This window comes from Streptomyces sp. NPDC003027 (assembly GCF_053591435.1).
On record NZ_JBSFTU010000005.1, the window covers coordinates 67,297 to 80,568 of the forward strand.

The 13,272-nt window shown below is 69.5% G+C and carries 13 protein-coding genes and 1 tRNA gene; 6 read left to right on the forward strand and 8 right to left on the reverse strand.

The features are described 5' to 3' along the window. Positions 1-28: 28 nt before the first annotated feature. The 4 genes from pntB to ACWDX6_RS06135 form a co-directional block, all read right to left on the reverse strand. A complete protein-coding gene (gene pntB, locus ACWDX6_RS06120; protein ID WP_451483747.1) occupies positions 29-1,447 on the reverse strand; it encodes a Re/Si-specific NAD(P)(+) transhydrogenase subunit beta in 1,419 nt (472 codons plus the stop codon). A gap of 1 nt (position 1,448) precedes the next feature. Beyond that, positions 1,449-2,972 carry a Re/Si-specific NAD(P)(+) transhydrogenase subunit alpha gene (locus tag ACWDX6_RS06125; protein WP_451483748.1) on the reverse strand — a complete coding sequence of 508 codons (1,524 nt, stop codon included), beginning with the start codon at positions 2,970-2,972 and terminating at the stop codon, positions 1,449-1,451. A gap of 325 nt (positions 2,973-3,297) precedes the next feature. After that, on the reverse strand, positions 3,298-3,696 hold the full coding sequence (locus ACWDX6_RS06130) for a VOC family protein (RefSeq protein ID WP_451483749.1): 399 nt from the start codon (positions 3,694-3,696) through the stop codon (positions 3,298-3,300). Next, the gene (locus ACWDX6_RS06135) at positions 3,693-3,824 is read right to left on the reverse strand and encodes a hypothetical protein (protein ID WP_451483750.1); all 132 of its coding nucleotides are present in this window, start codon (positions 3,822-3,824) and stop codon (positions 3,693-3,695) included. Before ACWDX6_RS06135 ends, ACWDX6_RS06130 begins: the two co-directional genes overlap by 4 nt. A gap of 264 nt (positions 3,825-4,088) precedes the next feature. On the opposite strand from ACWDX6_RS06135, the gene ACWDX6_RS06140 reads away from it, so the two are divergent. Continuing rightward, positions 4,089-4,661 (forward strand): GNAT family N-acetyltransferase, encoded by a 573-nt coding sequence (locus ACWDX6_RS06140; protein WP_451483751.1) that lies wholly within the window; start codon positions 4,089-4,091, stop codon positions 4,659-4,661. A 62-nt stretch (positions 4,662-4,723) separates the two neighbouring features. On the opposite strand, the gene ACWDX6_RS06145 is transcribed toward ACWDX6_RS06140, so the two are convergent. Further along, positions 4,724-6,232 (reverse strand): DUF4246 domain-containing protein, encoded by a 1,509-nt coding sequence (locus ACWDX6_RS06145; protein ID WP_451483752.1) that lies wholly within the window; start codon positions 6,230-6,232, stop codon positions 4,724-4,726. 222 nt (positions 6,233-6,454) lie between these two features. Further along, a complete protein-coding gene (locus ACWDX6_RS06150) occupies positions 6,455-6,898 on the reverse strand; it encodes a MarR family winged helix-turn-helix transcriptional regulator (RefSeq protein ID WP_451483753.1) in 444 nt (147 codons plus the stop codon). A 105-nt stretch (positions 6,899-7,003) separates the two neighbouring features. Here ACWDX6_RS06150 and ACWDX6_RS06155 point away from each other — a divergent pair, with 105 nt between their 5' ends. Together ACWDX6_RS06155 and ACWDX6_RS06160 are read left to right on the forward strand one after the other, a co-directional pair. Next, positions 7,004-7,561 carry a quercetin 2,3-dioxygenase gene (locus tag ACWDX6_RS06155; protein WP_451483754.1) on the forward strand — a complete coding sequence of 186 codons (558 nt, stop codon included), beginning with the start codon at positions 7,004-7,006 and terminating at the stop codon, positions 7,559-7,561. Positions 7,562-7,723: 162 nt separating this feature from the next. After that, entirely contained in the window at positions 7,724-8,131 is a 408-nt protein-coding gene (locus ACWDX6_RS06160) for an FKBP-type peptidyl-prolyl cis-trans isomerase (protein ID WP_451483755.1), read from the forward strand. A gap of 189 nt (positions 8,132-8,320) precedes the next feature. Here the strand turns inward: ACWDX6_RS06160 and ACWDX6_RS06165 are convergent, their stop codons facing one another. Together ACWDX6_RS06165 and ACWDX6_RS06170 are read right to left on the reverse strand one after the other, a co-directional pair. Further along, positions 8,321-9,172: a DUF72 domain-containing protein gene (locus tag ACWDX6_RS06165; RefSeq protein WP_451483756.1), complete on the reverse strand. Its 852-nt coding sequence runs from the start codon at positions 9,170-9,172 to the stop codon at positions 8,321-8,323. Positions 9,173-9,636: 464 nt separating this feature from the next. Then, a tRNA-Pro gene (locus ACWDX6_RS06170) sits at positions 9,637-9,710 on the reverse strand. Between the two features lie 127 nt (positions 9,711-9,837). On the opposite strand from ACWDX6_RS06170, the gene ACWDX6_RS06175 reads away from it, so the two are divergent. The 3 genes from ACWDX6_RS06175 (at position 9,838) to ACWDX6_RS06185 (ending at position 13,265) form a co-directional block, all read left to right on the forward strand. After that, positions 9,838-10,566: a transketolase gene (locus ACWDX6_RS06175; protein WP_451483757.1), complete on the forward strand. Its 729-nt coding sequence runs from the start codon at positions 9,838-9,840 to the stop codon at positions 10,564-10,566. A gap of 73 nt (positions 10,567-10,639) precedes the next feature. Next, complete coding sequence (locus ACWDX6_RS06180; protein WP_451483758.1) at positions 10,640-11,533, forward strand: transketolase family protein; 894 nt, start codon at positions 10,640-10,642, stop codon at positions 11,531-11,533. Positions 11,534-12,065: 532 nt separating this feature from the next. Then, positions 12,066-13,265, forward strand: a complete 1,200-nt coding sequence (locus tag ACWDX6_RS06185; RefSeq protein WP_451483759.1) for an acyl-CoA dehydrogenase family protein — start codon at positions 12,066-12,068, stop codon at positions 13,263-13,265. Positions 13,266-13,272: the final 7 nt, after the last annotated feature.

The window sequence follows — 13,272 nt, forward strand, 5'->3', positions numbered from 1 at the left end:
ATGCGGGGAGTCTCACCTGTCGTGCTTCTCAGAGGGCGCCGACGATGTCCTCCACCCGGGCCTTCGCGTCGCCGAAGAGCATCGCGGTGTTCTCACGGAAGAACAGCGGGTTCTGCACGCCGGCGTAGCCGGAGGCCATCGAGCGCTTGAAGACGATGACCTTGCCGGCCTCCCAGACGTTGAGGACCGGCATGCCGGCGAGCGGGCTGCTGGGGTCCTCCGCTCCGGCCGGGTTGACCGTGTCGTTGGCGCCGATCACGAGGACGACGTCGGTCTTGGCGAAGTCGTCGTTGATCTCGTCCATTTCGAGCACGATGTCGTACGGCACCTTGGCCTCGGCGAGGAGCACGTTCATGTGGCCGGGCAGACGGCCGGCGACGGGGTGGATGCCGAACCGTACGTCGACGCCCTTCGCGCGCAGCTTGGAGGTGAGCTCCGCGACCGGGTACTGCGCCTGGGCGACGGCCATGCCGTACCCGGGCGTGATGACCACGGACCGGGCCGAGGCCAGGAGTTCGGCGGCGCCCTGAGCGGTGGTCTCCTGGTGCTCGCCATACTCGACGTCCGCGCCCGACGGCGCCTCGATGCCGAAGCCGCCGGCGATCACGGACAGGAACGAGCGGTTCATCGCCTTGCACATGATGTAGGACAGGTAGGCACCGGAGGAGCCGACGAGCGCACCGGTGATGATCAGCAGATCGTTGCCGAGCAGGAAGCCGGAGGCAGCCGCCGCCCAGCCGGAGTAGCTGTTGAGCATCGAGACGACGACCGGCATGTCACCGCCGCCGATCGAGGCCACCAGGTGCCAGCCGAGGGCCAGCGCCAGGGCCGTCACGGTGATCAGCAGCCACAGCTCGGGGGTGATCACGAACCACACCGTGAGGGCGAGGAAGAGGACCAGCGAGCCGAGGTTCAGGGCGTTCTTGCCCGGCAGCACCAACGGCTTGGAGTCGATCTTCGCGGCGAGCTTCAGATACGCCACGATGGAGCCGGTGAAGGTCACCGCGCCGATGAACAGGCCGATGAACACCTCGGCGTGGTGGATGCCCAGGGTGCCGAGCGCGTCCAGGGTCTTGGCCTCGTGGCCGTCCGGGTCGTGCTCGACGTTGAGGTAGCCGTTCCAGCTGACCAGCACGGCGGCCAGACCGACGAAGGAGTGCAGCAGCGCGATCAGCTCGGGCATTCCGGTCATCTCGACGCCGCGGGCCCGCTGCAGGCCGATCAGCGCGCCGATCAGCATCGCGACGGCCATCAGACCGAGGCCGGCGCCGCTGACGTCGCCGTCCAACGCGAGCACGACCGTCGCGACGAGCGCGACGCCCATGCCGAGCATGCCGAACGCGTTGCCGAGCCGTGCCGACTCGTGCTTGGAGAGTCCTGCCAGCGCGAGGATGAACAGCAGCGCGGCAACAAGGTAGGCCGCCTGTGCGGCGAGGGTCGCAGACATGTCAGCTCCGGTTGAACATGGCGAGCATGCGACGCGTCACCGCGAAGCCGCCGAAGACATTGATACTGGCCAGAAGGATCGCGACGGACGAGAGCACCGTGACCGCCGTGCTCGTGTGCCCGATCTGCAGGAGCGCGCCGACGACGATGATCCCGGAGATCGCGTTCGTCACCGACATCAGCGGTGTGTGCAGCGCGTGGTGCACGTGCCCGATCACGTAGTAGCCGATCACGATCGCGAGCACGAAGACGGTCACGTGGGGCAGCAGCGCCGCGGGGGCGAACGCGGCGGTGAGGAACAGCGCCAGCGCGCCGAGGGCCACGCCGCCGAACGTCTGCCGCGCCGTCATCGGCGCCTTCTTCGGCTTCGCCGGCTCCTTCGGGGCAGCCGCGGGCGCGGGGGCCGCGGACACCTGGACCGGCGGGGGCGGCCAGGCCGACTCGCCCTCGCGTACGACGGTGATCGAGCGCTGCACCGGGTCGTCCCAGTCGAGGACCAGCGACCCGTCCTTGCCCGGCGTCATCAGCTTCAGCAGGTTCACGAGGTTCGTGCCGTACAGCTGCGAGGCCTGGGCCGGCAGCCGGCCCGCCAGATCGGTGTATCCGAGGATCGTCACGCCGTTCTCCGTGACGGTCTTCTCGCCCTTCACCGTGCCTTCGACGTTGCCGCCGTTGGCGGCCGCCATGTCGACGATCACTGACCCCGGCTTCATGCTCGCCACCATCTCGGCGGTGATGAGCGTCGGCGCGGGACGGCCCGGGATCAACGCGGTGGTGATGACGATGTCGACCTCGCGGCACTGCGCGGCGTAGAGCTCCACCTCGCGCGCCTTGTAGTCGTCGCCCATCTCCTTGGCGTAGCCGGTCTTCGAGACCTCCACCTCGGGGGACGCGATCGACAGGTACTCGCCGCCCAGCGAGCGGACCTGGTCGGCGACCTCCGGTCGCGGGTCGGTCGCCCGTACGATCGCACCGAGCGAACCGGACGCGCCGATCGCCGCCAGACCGGCGACCCCGGCACCCGCGACGAGGACCTTCGCCGGCGGAACCTTGCCCGCCGCGGTCACCTGGCCGGTGAAGAAGCGCCCGAACTCGTGCGCGGCCTCGATGACGGCCCGGTAGCCGGCGATGTTCGCCATGGACGACAGCACGTCCATCGACTGGGCCCGGCTGATGCGCGGCACGGCGTCCATCGACAGCACCGTGAAGGGACGCCGGCTCAGATCCTCGACCATCGCCGGGTCGAAGGCCGGCGCGAACAGGGCGATCACCGTCGCCTCGGGGCGTACCCCGTCCAGCTGCGACGGGGTCGGGGCGTTGACCCCCAGCACCACGTCGGCGGCCGCCGCCTCGCCGACGGTCGCGCCGGCGGCCTCGTAGGCACTGTCGGTGAAGCCGGCCGCGACCCCCGCGCCCGGGGCGACGACCACGTCGTACCCCAGTTTGCGGATCTGTTGGATCGTGGCCGGCGTGGCCGCGACGCGACTCTCACCGGCCCGCGCTTCCTTGAGGACTCCGACAATCACGAGTGTTCTCCGTTCGCTGCTCTGGCCGTCACCGGCGTGTTCTCCACACGATCAGAAGTGCACCCGCATCGATCCGGAGCACGACGCTCAGCTTGGCCGTGGAGACCTCTCTTTGAACAGCACCCACAGGTGAGGTACACGCAACACTCGACGGGACACGACCCCCATGTCTCACATAACGCCGTGCGGACAGGTGGTGCCGTCAGGAGAACAACCCGGGGTGTCTATGGAGGTCACTCCCGCGACGTAGCCGGCCGCAGGCACGATGCGTCGGTCATCGCGCCGGAGTTCTCCGTGCAGCGTGGAGGAGTTCGCCCCGCTCCCCTCAGGCCCAGGTACGGGAGCACAGCACCAGGCGGTAGCCGTCCGGGTCGGCGATCGTCACTCCGTACTCGTCCCAGTACGGGTTGTGGGCCGGGACGCGGGTGCCTCCGCACGCCGCCAAGCGGTCGACCAGCTCCTCGTCCGCCGGCTCGCCCAGGTAGAACACGAACAGGTCGTCCACTGTGGGGGTGGGTTCCAGCGGGCGCTCGGGGTCGTGAGTCAGCTCGAAATGCCAGCCCGCGTCAGGCGGGCCGATCATGACGAGGTCGTGCTCGCCCGGGACGCGCTCGGTGGTGCGCCACAGGACGTGCAGGCCGAGGCCGTCCACATAGAAGCGTTCGGCCGCGGCGAGATCCCGCGAGGGCCGCGCCACCCGGACATGAACCGTGGAGTCGATCACGCCGACACCTCCAGCGCCGCGCGCCAGACCGGGCTGTCGGCGCAGGTCCCGGCGTCGGCATGACGGGTCGTCAGCACCGGCGGGAACGGCGGGGCGGGCTGGTTCTCGGTGGGTGATCCTGGGGTCATGGCCTGACCTTACGATCTTGGTCCCCGCCTTGACGAGGCCTGTTCGGGTCCGTAGGCAGCCCGCCAGGGTGGTTCATCGGAGGGCGGCGGCGTTCTCCGAAGCCCACTGCCGGAAGGGCCGGGCCGGTACTCCGGTGACTTGTGAAACCGTGTCGCGGACTCTCAGCAACTCGTCGTTCACGTCTCCGCCCGTCACGTCGGGCACCGCGTCCGCGGCCGTAAAGCGGTGGACAGCCTTCCGGCCGCTGGGCGAGCATCTCCGCGATGCATGGCGAACCTCTCTCCACCCCCAAACGTGTCCGTTTCGTCGAGCTCGGCGCGAAGGCGCTGCGGGCGCTCGCCGACGGTGACCTCGCCGGCGGCAGCGCCGAGGCAGGGGTCGCCCTCGACGAACACTTCGTCTGCGACCGGGCCCGCTGGATCTTCGGCTATCGCGCTGACCAGCTTGCCGAGGACCCGTCTGCCGCGCCCTGGATCGCGCGGGCCGCGGTGTCCGAGCCCGATGGGATCGTCGTCGGCGACGCCGGGTTCCACGGGCCGCCGGACGAGGACGGCATGGTCGAGGTCGGCTTCACCGTCGTGCCCGGGTACCGCCGCCGGGGCTATGCCCGCGCCATGCTGACGGCGCTACTCGCCAGGGCCGCCGCCGAACCCGATGTCAGGACCGTGCGGGCCAGGATCAGCCCGGACAACACCGCCTCCCTGGCCACCATCGCGGGCTTCGGTTTCACACGCGTCGGCGAGCAGGGCAGCGAGCGCGACGGGCGCGCGATCGTCTTCGAGGTCCCGGCGGACGCGATGACGCCCCCTGGCAGCTCACAGCCTCGCCGGACATGACGGCCGTCCCGGTCGGCCCCCTTCCTCGTCCGCGACACCGCCCGGTGTTCTCCCCCGGTCCGTCAGTGCTCGCAGAGCGAGAATTCTCGTTCGTAGAGCTCCTGGTTGTGTTCGTCGACGAAGAACTTGCGTTCCCGCATGAGTTCTTCGCGGTAGTTCTTGGCCTGTTCAAGCGTCATGGTCGAGGTCTGGGACCACGGTTGCTGCGGTGGCACATCGGATGTCGAGACGATCTTTTGCGACGGGTCGACCAGGAAGAAGGCAAGAATCTTGCGGTGTCCGGGGCGGGTGGGGTCCGCGAGGCGGAATGAGCCGACACGGTGTTGCAGGATGTTCGGGAACGCCAGGCAGCGGCCCGCCGGCGTCGATGCCGATCCCAGCACCTGGTTCAGCGCGTCTTCGTTCTCCAGGCCGTAGACCTCACGCAGACCGTTGTCGTCGTTCTGTTCGTAGTCCGGGTCGTCGAGCGCCGCCCGGAAACTCAGCCGGCTTTCGGTGATGTTCTCGCTGTCCCAGTAGTAGATGCCGGTCGAGACGATCCGCTCGTTCAGCATCCCCTCGACATGCCAGGAACCGCCTGGGTACTCGGGCTTGTCCGGGGTGAGGTGAAGGGTGGCGAGCTTGACGATGACCTGAAGACGGCGGCCGCGCAGGTCGACTCGGGCGGACTCGTCGGGCAGCACGGGCGGGGTGAAGGCCGGGGCGTCCGGGACGACCGGGCGGCGGTTCTCCCACCAGTCGTCCTGAGCCCTTTCCCATGCGCGGAGGGCTTCTGCGTAGACCGCGGCATCGCTGTAGGAAGACTTGTCCGGACGCGCCGGTTCCGAGTCGTACCACCCGTAGGGATCGGCCTCGATCCGCAGAGGCCGCGGATGGCGCAGGTCGGTGAGCACGTTCTCCAGCAGCGGGCGCATGCGCCCGAACAAGTCCGGGAGGACGGAGGCCAGTTCATGATGGGCCTCGGGGTGGACGTTGTTGACGTACGAACGGAAGGCGACCGCGCCGTCGTCACTGACGTCGACATCCGTGGGCAGCCACTGGAACCTCTCCGAGAACTCGTACTTCGAGTAACGGTCCGTCGGGTTCTGCCAGGCCCGCTCGGGCGCGCCGCTCACGTCCCTCACCAGGCAGAACAGTGAGGGATGCACCAGATCCAGTACCTGCCCGCCGGATCCGGGATGCCAGTCCCGTTCCGCTTCGGGGACCTGTTCCAGAACCCGGACGGCCTCGCGCAGCCGGGACCGGAGCGTGTCGTCGACGAGTGTGTCCGACTGCCACACCCCGTCGACGGCGGACACCTCGATGCCGGTTCGTCCGTCCCGCAGCGCGGCGTAGTGCCCGAGTTCGGCAAGCACGTAACGAACCTGCGCTTCGGTGAGGCCCTGATCGACCGCCTCTCGCGTCCACTTGGCGACGATGTCGGCGTCGTTCATCTTGTCGAACCACCCCGGCTTCGCCCGGATGTGCGCGCTGCACTGCATCATCTCGAGTTCCCGCAGCGTCCGGGGTGTCGCGAACGATATGGAACGGGAAGCGTGGAAGGGCAGCGGGAAAGCAGACAGGCCGGTCAATTCTCGTGGTCCCTACAGTCGTTGTGCGGTGGCGGGAACAATAGCTCAGCAGACTGACACCGCGGCCGTGGCCCCAGCCCGGTCGGCGAGGTGGGCGTTGCTGGATCATGTCGTCGTCGGCAAGGGGCCGCTCGATGGGCACGGGCCGATGAACAAGCAGCTGGAGCTCCCAGCCGGTCGCCACGCCCGGGGCCTGGTTCCGCGGGTGCCGTCGCGGCAGCCTCACTCCGAGCTCGGGGAGGGCGGCCCGCCCCACGGGGCTTCCAGCGTCGCCCGCAGGGCATCGACCGCCTTCCGGCCGATCCGCTCGGCGAGCCGCACCTCCAGCCGGTCGAGGATGATGCAGGCCTGACGGTGTGCGCGTTCTCCTTCACGGGTGCGGCGGATCAAGCGCTGCCGGGCGGAGGCGGGGTCCGGGACTTGTTCGAGCAGCCCCGTGGCGACGAGGCCGTGCACGGCCTGGTGCGCGGTCTGCCGGGTGACGCCCATGCGCCGGGCCAGCTCGGAGACCGTGGTGCCCTGGTCGTCCAGCACGGCGAAGAGCTGGACCTGCGTCGGGGACACCGGCGTGGCTCCGGCTGCTTCCAGGCCCGCCAGCAGTCCTTCTTCGAACCAGCGCCGGGCGTCGCCGAGCAACTGGGGGAGGTTACGGCGGGTGGACTGCATCTGTTCCTCACCATGGGCCGGTCTCGTGTCCGGTACTTGATCACCGACACCCTCTCATGTCAGGGCACCTGACATCATGGGCGGAGTTCGATCACCGGAGGACACATGACCATCGAGTACGCCACCCGCTACCGGCAGGCATCACGGATACCCGCGGAACCGGGGAAGCCCTACTTCATCGAGAAGGGAGAGGGAGACCGCGCCCATCTGTTCGGCGACCTGATCACCATCTACGCCGGCGGTGAGCAGACCGAGAACACCTTCAATTTCTTCACCGTCGAAGGCCCCAAGGGCGACCTCATCCCGGCCCACCTGCACACCGACACCCACGAGGTCTTCTACATCACCCAAGGCGCGGTCCGGCTGTTCGTCGAGGACACCGAGGGCAACCAGCAGGAAAAACTGCTCACGCCCGGCGACTTCGGCTTCGTACCCAAGAACTGCCGCCACGCCTACCGCATGGAGCGCCACCACAGCCAGGTCGTCGGCGTGGCCGCCGGCCCGGGAGGCACCTTCGAGCGGTTCTTCGAGAACCTCGGCGCGCCTGCCGAGCAACTCGGCCTGCCGCACCAGCCGGTCGTCCCGGCACCCCACAAGTTCGCCAGTGTCCCGGAGCAGTACGACGTACGCTTCCTGCCCGACCACCAGTGGCGGACCCGATGACGGCGACCGGGCCCTCGCCTCGCTTGCGGGTAGCGGCCCCGGCGCGGTGGGTATCCCCCGAGCGGCGTCCGCGACCGCCACGAGACCGGCATAGGCTGCCATGGAGAGTCCGTGTGTCCGGATGGTCCGGGCGGGTCGCCTGCGGAGAGTGATGAGGCTGTGATGGGTGAGCGGACGAAGCCCGAGGTCGACGTTCCGAAGGGTGCCGCTCCCACCGAGCTGACCATCCGCGACCTGATCGTCGGGGACGGGGCCGAGGTGAAGCCGGGCATGGTGGTCCGGGTGCACTACGTAGGGGTGACCTTCGAGTCCGGGACGCAGTTCGACGCTTCCTGGGACCGCGGCGAGCCGTTCAAGTTCGCCCTGGGCGGCGGCAGGGTCATCAAGGGTATGGACCGGGGTGTGCGGGGGATGAGGGTCGGCGGGCGGCGCGAGATCGTCGTTCCTCCGCGTCTGGGCTACGGCAATGAGGCGCCCTCACCGTTGATCCCGGCGCACTCGACCCTGGTCTTCGTGGTGGACCTGCTCGACTCGTACTCCCGGACCGCCGGGTGGAGCAGCACGTCCTGAGCTGGGCCGACTTCCCCGCAACCGGCGCGGCCGGTCCCCCGCGGGTGCCCCGCGCCGTCGCGGACGCGGGGCGGGGACGCACGAAAGGCCGCCCTCTGATGGAGGAGAGAACGCCTCAGACCTGCGTTTCAGGCCGCTGCGGCGTGAGCGCCCACTCGCCACTGCGGCGGCGGTGACCGGACGGTCGCCTCAGGAATCTTCCAGCAGACCGCGCAGCGTCTCGGCGGCGCGTACCGCGGCGTCACCGCAGCAGTTGTTGAACAGGACGTGCAGCTGCTCGGCCCGGTCCGCCAGGAAGCGCAGGCGCGGCAGCCAGGCGGCCAGTTCCTCCCGCGTGTAGGAATGGCGGAAGCGGTCCTCCTTGCTTCCGGTCCCCCAGGCGGCGCTACGGCCGTGAAAGCGGACCACTGCGAGCCTCGAGGACGTGACGGGTGTGACGGCGGGCATCGAGAGGGGCAGTCCTTGGGCCGTGTCGACGGCCACCGCGGTGGCGTCCAGGTCCCTCAACAGGGCGGCAGTGCGCTCCCGCCGGTCCTCGCGCCACCACTCGGGATGGCGGAACTCCACGGCCATCGGCCACTGGTACGCCCGTTTCCTGGTGGCATGGAGCACGGTCTCCGCCCGCGCGCCCGGACCGAACCACGGCGGGAACTGGAACAGTACGGCGCCCAGCCGGCCGGACTCGCGAAGCGGCCGCAGGGCCGCGCCGAAACGATGCCAGACCTCGTCGAGCAGCTCCGGGTCGCCGAGGGTGCGGTCGCGCAGGTCGGCGGGCAGGGCGGTCTTGCGGGTCGGGTGGCCGGTGAGCAGGGAGAACGCCTTGACATCGAACCGGAAGGTCGGCGGCGTGCGTTCGCTCCAGAGCAGACTGTTGCGCACGCTGGGGAGAGCGTAGTAGCCGGCGTCGACCTCCACGACGGAGAAGCGTTCGGCGTAGTGCCGCAGCCTCCCCTCCGGGTCGCGCCGCCCGGGTGGGTACCATCCGCTGGCCACCAGCGCCTTGTCCGTCCATGAACATGTCCCGATCAACAACTCGCCCATACCGGCCGTCCTTTCCTCGCGGCTCCTCTACCCGGGAAAGCTCTCACCGCCCTTCGTGACGAACGGTGGGTTCACGCGTGACGCCATGGCATGGGGCGACCGCCACGAAGTCGGCCGGGCCCGACCGTGAACGCCTTCGGCAGCGGGCCGAGCGAGGCGTCCCCGCTTCACCGGCTCCTGAGGCTTGCCGGTCCCGCGCGCCGCCCTCTCACCGATGCCGATCCGGGTGGGGCCGGCGGATTCGACACGGACCCGCCCCAGACCGTCGCCGCCTCCCTGGACGCGTGGCTGGCGGCGAAGGCTCTGGTGCAGCTCCGCGTCCCCACGCCACCCGCCACCAGCACCCTGGCGGGCCAGCCCCGGCTCGGACCTGGGACCACACAGCGACCACCATGGCCCCGGACGCACGAAAGGCCGCCCTCCCATGGATGAGAGAACGGCCTCCGACCTGCGTTTCCGCACAGTCGGGACGACAGGATTTGAACCTGCGACCCCTTGACCCCCAGTCAAGTGCGCTACCAAGCTGCGCCACGTCCCGGCACCCGTTTGACCTGGGATTTCCCCTGGCCGAACGCGCATGAGAACAATACCGCACTTCGCCCGGTGGTCACGAACCCCATGACCGGCTTGACCTCAAGCTCGCTTGAGGTTGGACGCTGTGGACCATGACGAACACGGCAGAGACGCTCACCCCGCGCGATCGTCGCGATCATCGCGCCCACCTCGACCGGCTGACGCGCCTCATGGGGCTCATGGTCGGCGACGAGAAGCACTCCCCCGCCGCCACCTCCACGCTCGACGCCCTCTGGGTGCTCTACGACCGGGTGCTCCGGGTATCGCCCGAGACCGTCGACGCGGCCGGGCGGGACCGGTTCCTGCTGTCCAAGGGGCACGGGCCGATGGCGTACTACGCCGTCCTCGCCGCCAAGGGCTTCTTCCCCGAGGAGCTGCTCCCCGGTTTCGGCTCGTACGACTCCCCGCTCGGGCACCACCCGGACCGGACGCTCGTGCCGGGGGCCGAGATCGGGAGCGGGTCACTGGGGCACGGGCTGCCGCTGGCCGTGGGCAGTGTGCTCGGACTACGGGCGCAAGGGCTCACCGAGCCGCGGGTCTGGGTGCTGATCGGGGACGCCGAGCTGGACGAGGGCAGCAATCACGAGGCCATCGCCTACGCCGGGCCCGCCCGCCTGGAGCAGCTGCACACGCTGGTGATCGACAACGGCTCAGCCACCCACGGCTGGCCCGGCGGGATCGCCTCGCGCTTCGAGGCGGCGGGGTGGTCCGCCGAGACCGTCGACGGACGCGATCACGAGGCGCTGTACGACGCCTTCACCGCGCCGCATCCGGGGCGCCCGCGCGCTGTCGTCGCCCGCGTCGAGCCCAAGAACACCTGACCAGGCCCGACCCGTCGGCCGACCGATCGGTCGGCGGCCCACGACAGATCCACAGTCACAGGAGAGCCGTTCCATGGACACCATGCGCGACCGTTTCATCTCCACCACCAGCCGCCTTCTCGACGACGATCCCCGCCTCGCGCTCGTCCTCGCGGAGATCAGCCGAGACGGGTTCAGTGAGGCCGAGCGACGCCACCCCGACCGGGTGATCAACGTCGGCATCCGGGAGCAGCTCCTGATCGGCGCGGGCGGCGGGCTGGCCCTGACCGGGATGCGGCCGGTGCTGCACACCTTCGCGAGCTTCCTGGTGGAGCGCCCCTTCGAGCAGCTCAAGCTGGACTTCGGGCACCAGGGGGTCGGCGGGGTGTTCGTCAGCGCCGGCGCCTCCTACGACTGGCCGGCCGGCGGCTTCACCCATATGTCGCCCGGGGACGTGGCCCTGCTCGACACCCTGGACGGCTGGACGGTGCACGTCCCGGGCCACCCGGACGAGGCCGAGGCACTCCTGCGCGCGGCGGCCACCGGGGACGATCTCGTCTACATCCGGCTCTCTCTGCAGTCCAACGCCTCCCCCCGCCCCGTGTCCACGGGCTTCACCCGGCTCCGCGAGGGCCGTGCCGGAGTGGTCGTCGCCGTCGGCCCCATGCTGGACCATGTGCTGGCCGCCACCGAGGCCTTGGACGTGACCGTCCTCTACGCCTCCACGATCCGCCCCTTCGACGCCCCGACCCTGCGGCGGGCGACCGCGGCGGCTCGCGCGGACGTCGTCCTGGTGGAGCCCTACCTCGCCGGCACCTCGACGGCCGCCGCCAACGACGCGCTCGGCGAGGTCCCCCACCGCGTCCTGGGCCTGGGCGTCCCGCGCCGCGAGCTGCGTCGGTACGGAACCATCGAGGAGCACCTGGCCGCGCACGGCCTCGACCCGGCCGGCCTGCGGGAGCGGATCACGAGGTTCCTCGCCCCTTGAGCCGAGGCACTGCCCGGGGGCGCCGGGGCGGCCACCGGCGTGGAAACCGGCGTACGCGCCAGAGCACACGACCGTCACGCTACGTGACGCGCCCCGGCGCCGCCCGTCACCCCCGTACGCCGCGTCGGAGGCCCGCGCCCAGCACTCGGGCGCCGGGAAAGCCCGTGGATCCTCGTCAGTCCGGAAGCGGGGACGGTTCCGGAACGGCACTCCTGTGGTGAAGAAGGGGCGTATGAGGTGACCAGAATGCCCTCATCGCCATATGCCCTGGAACTGGTTGCCGTTGGCATGTGGCAGAAAGACGCCCCGTGGGAATGACGTGGTGGCCGGACCGAGCAGGCCAAGACCACGCGAAACACAGTCAGCTTCAAACGTCAACCACTCCGTTTTCAGACAAACTCCGTGGCGATATTGCTCCACTCCCGAAAGATCAACACCATGAAGTGGTCGGCCTGTTCGGGACGGGACCACTGCCGATGCACCACCTGCTCGAACAACCGAACGAGCAGGCGTTTCGCAGGGGAGGACTCGTATGGACAGCTACTTCAGCAGCCGGCTCCATCATCAGCTCAGGGAGACGGTCCGAGCCTTCGCGGAGAGTGAGGTTCGGCCACGGATACCCGCCATGGAGGCGTCTCGATCCGTACACCATGAACTGTCGCGGCTGATAGCCGAACAGGGATGGCTGGGAGCGACAATCAGCCAGGAGTACGGCGGCATGGGGGCGGGACATCTCGCCAAGACGATCATCATCGAGGAGCTCTCCCGGGTCAGTGGCGCGATGGGCGCCATGGTCCAGGCCTCCCAGCTCGGCACCGCCAAGATCGTGCACTTCGGCAGCGACGAGCAGCGCAAGACCTGGCTTCCGGCCATCGCGGCCGGCGAGTGCCTGCCCACCATCGCGGTCACCGAGCCGGAGTCCGGCGGGCATGTCCTGGGCATGACCGCGAGCGCGGTCCGCGACGGGGACGACTACATCCTCAACGGCAGCAAGGTGTTCGTCGGCAACAGCCACGTGGGCGACCTGCACGGGGTGGTGGTCAGGACCGGCCCCGGCTCCAAGGGCCTCACGGCCTTCCTGGTCGAATCCGACCGCCCCGGTTTCCGGACCGGCCCCCAGCAGCCCGCCATGGGTCTGCACGGCTTCAGCTTCGGCGAGCTCGTCTTCGAGAACTGCCGGGTCCCGGCCTCCAACCGCCTCGGCGACGAGGGTGACGGGCTGTCCGTGGCGTACTCCTCCAGCGTCCTCTACGGCCGCGCCAACCTCACCGCCGTCTCGCTCGGCATCCACCAGGCGATCATGGAGGAGACCACCCGCTTCACGGCCGAACGCCACCGTTACGGCAAGCCGCTCCACGAACTCCCCTCGGTCAAGCTGAAACTGGGCCAGATGCAGTCCCGGCTGATGACCGCCCGGCTCACCGCGTACCACGCGGTGCATCTGCTCGACCGCGGTCTGTCCTGCGACGCCGAGCTGATGAACGCCAAGCTGTTCAACGTCGAGTCGGCGCTCGACTCCGCCCGCAACGCGATGGAGATCCACGCCGCCGCGGGGCTCTTCACGGACCGCCCGATCGAGCGCTATCTGCGCGACGCGCACCACATCTTCGCCCCCGCCGGCACCTCGGACATCCAGTTGCTCCGGCTCGCCGAGGTCGCCCTCGGCACGGCCAAGGGGAGCTGGTCCGAGAAGCTGTCCGAGCTGGTCAAGCTGGAACCCGTACACGCCTGAGAACCAG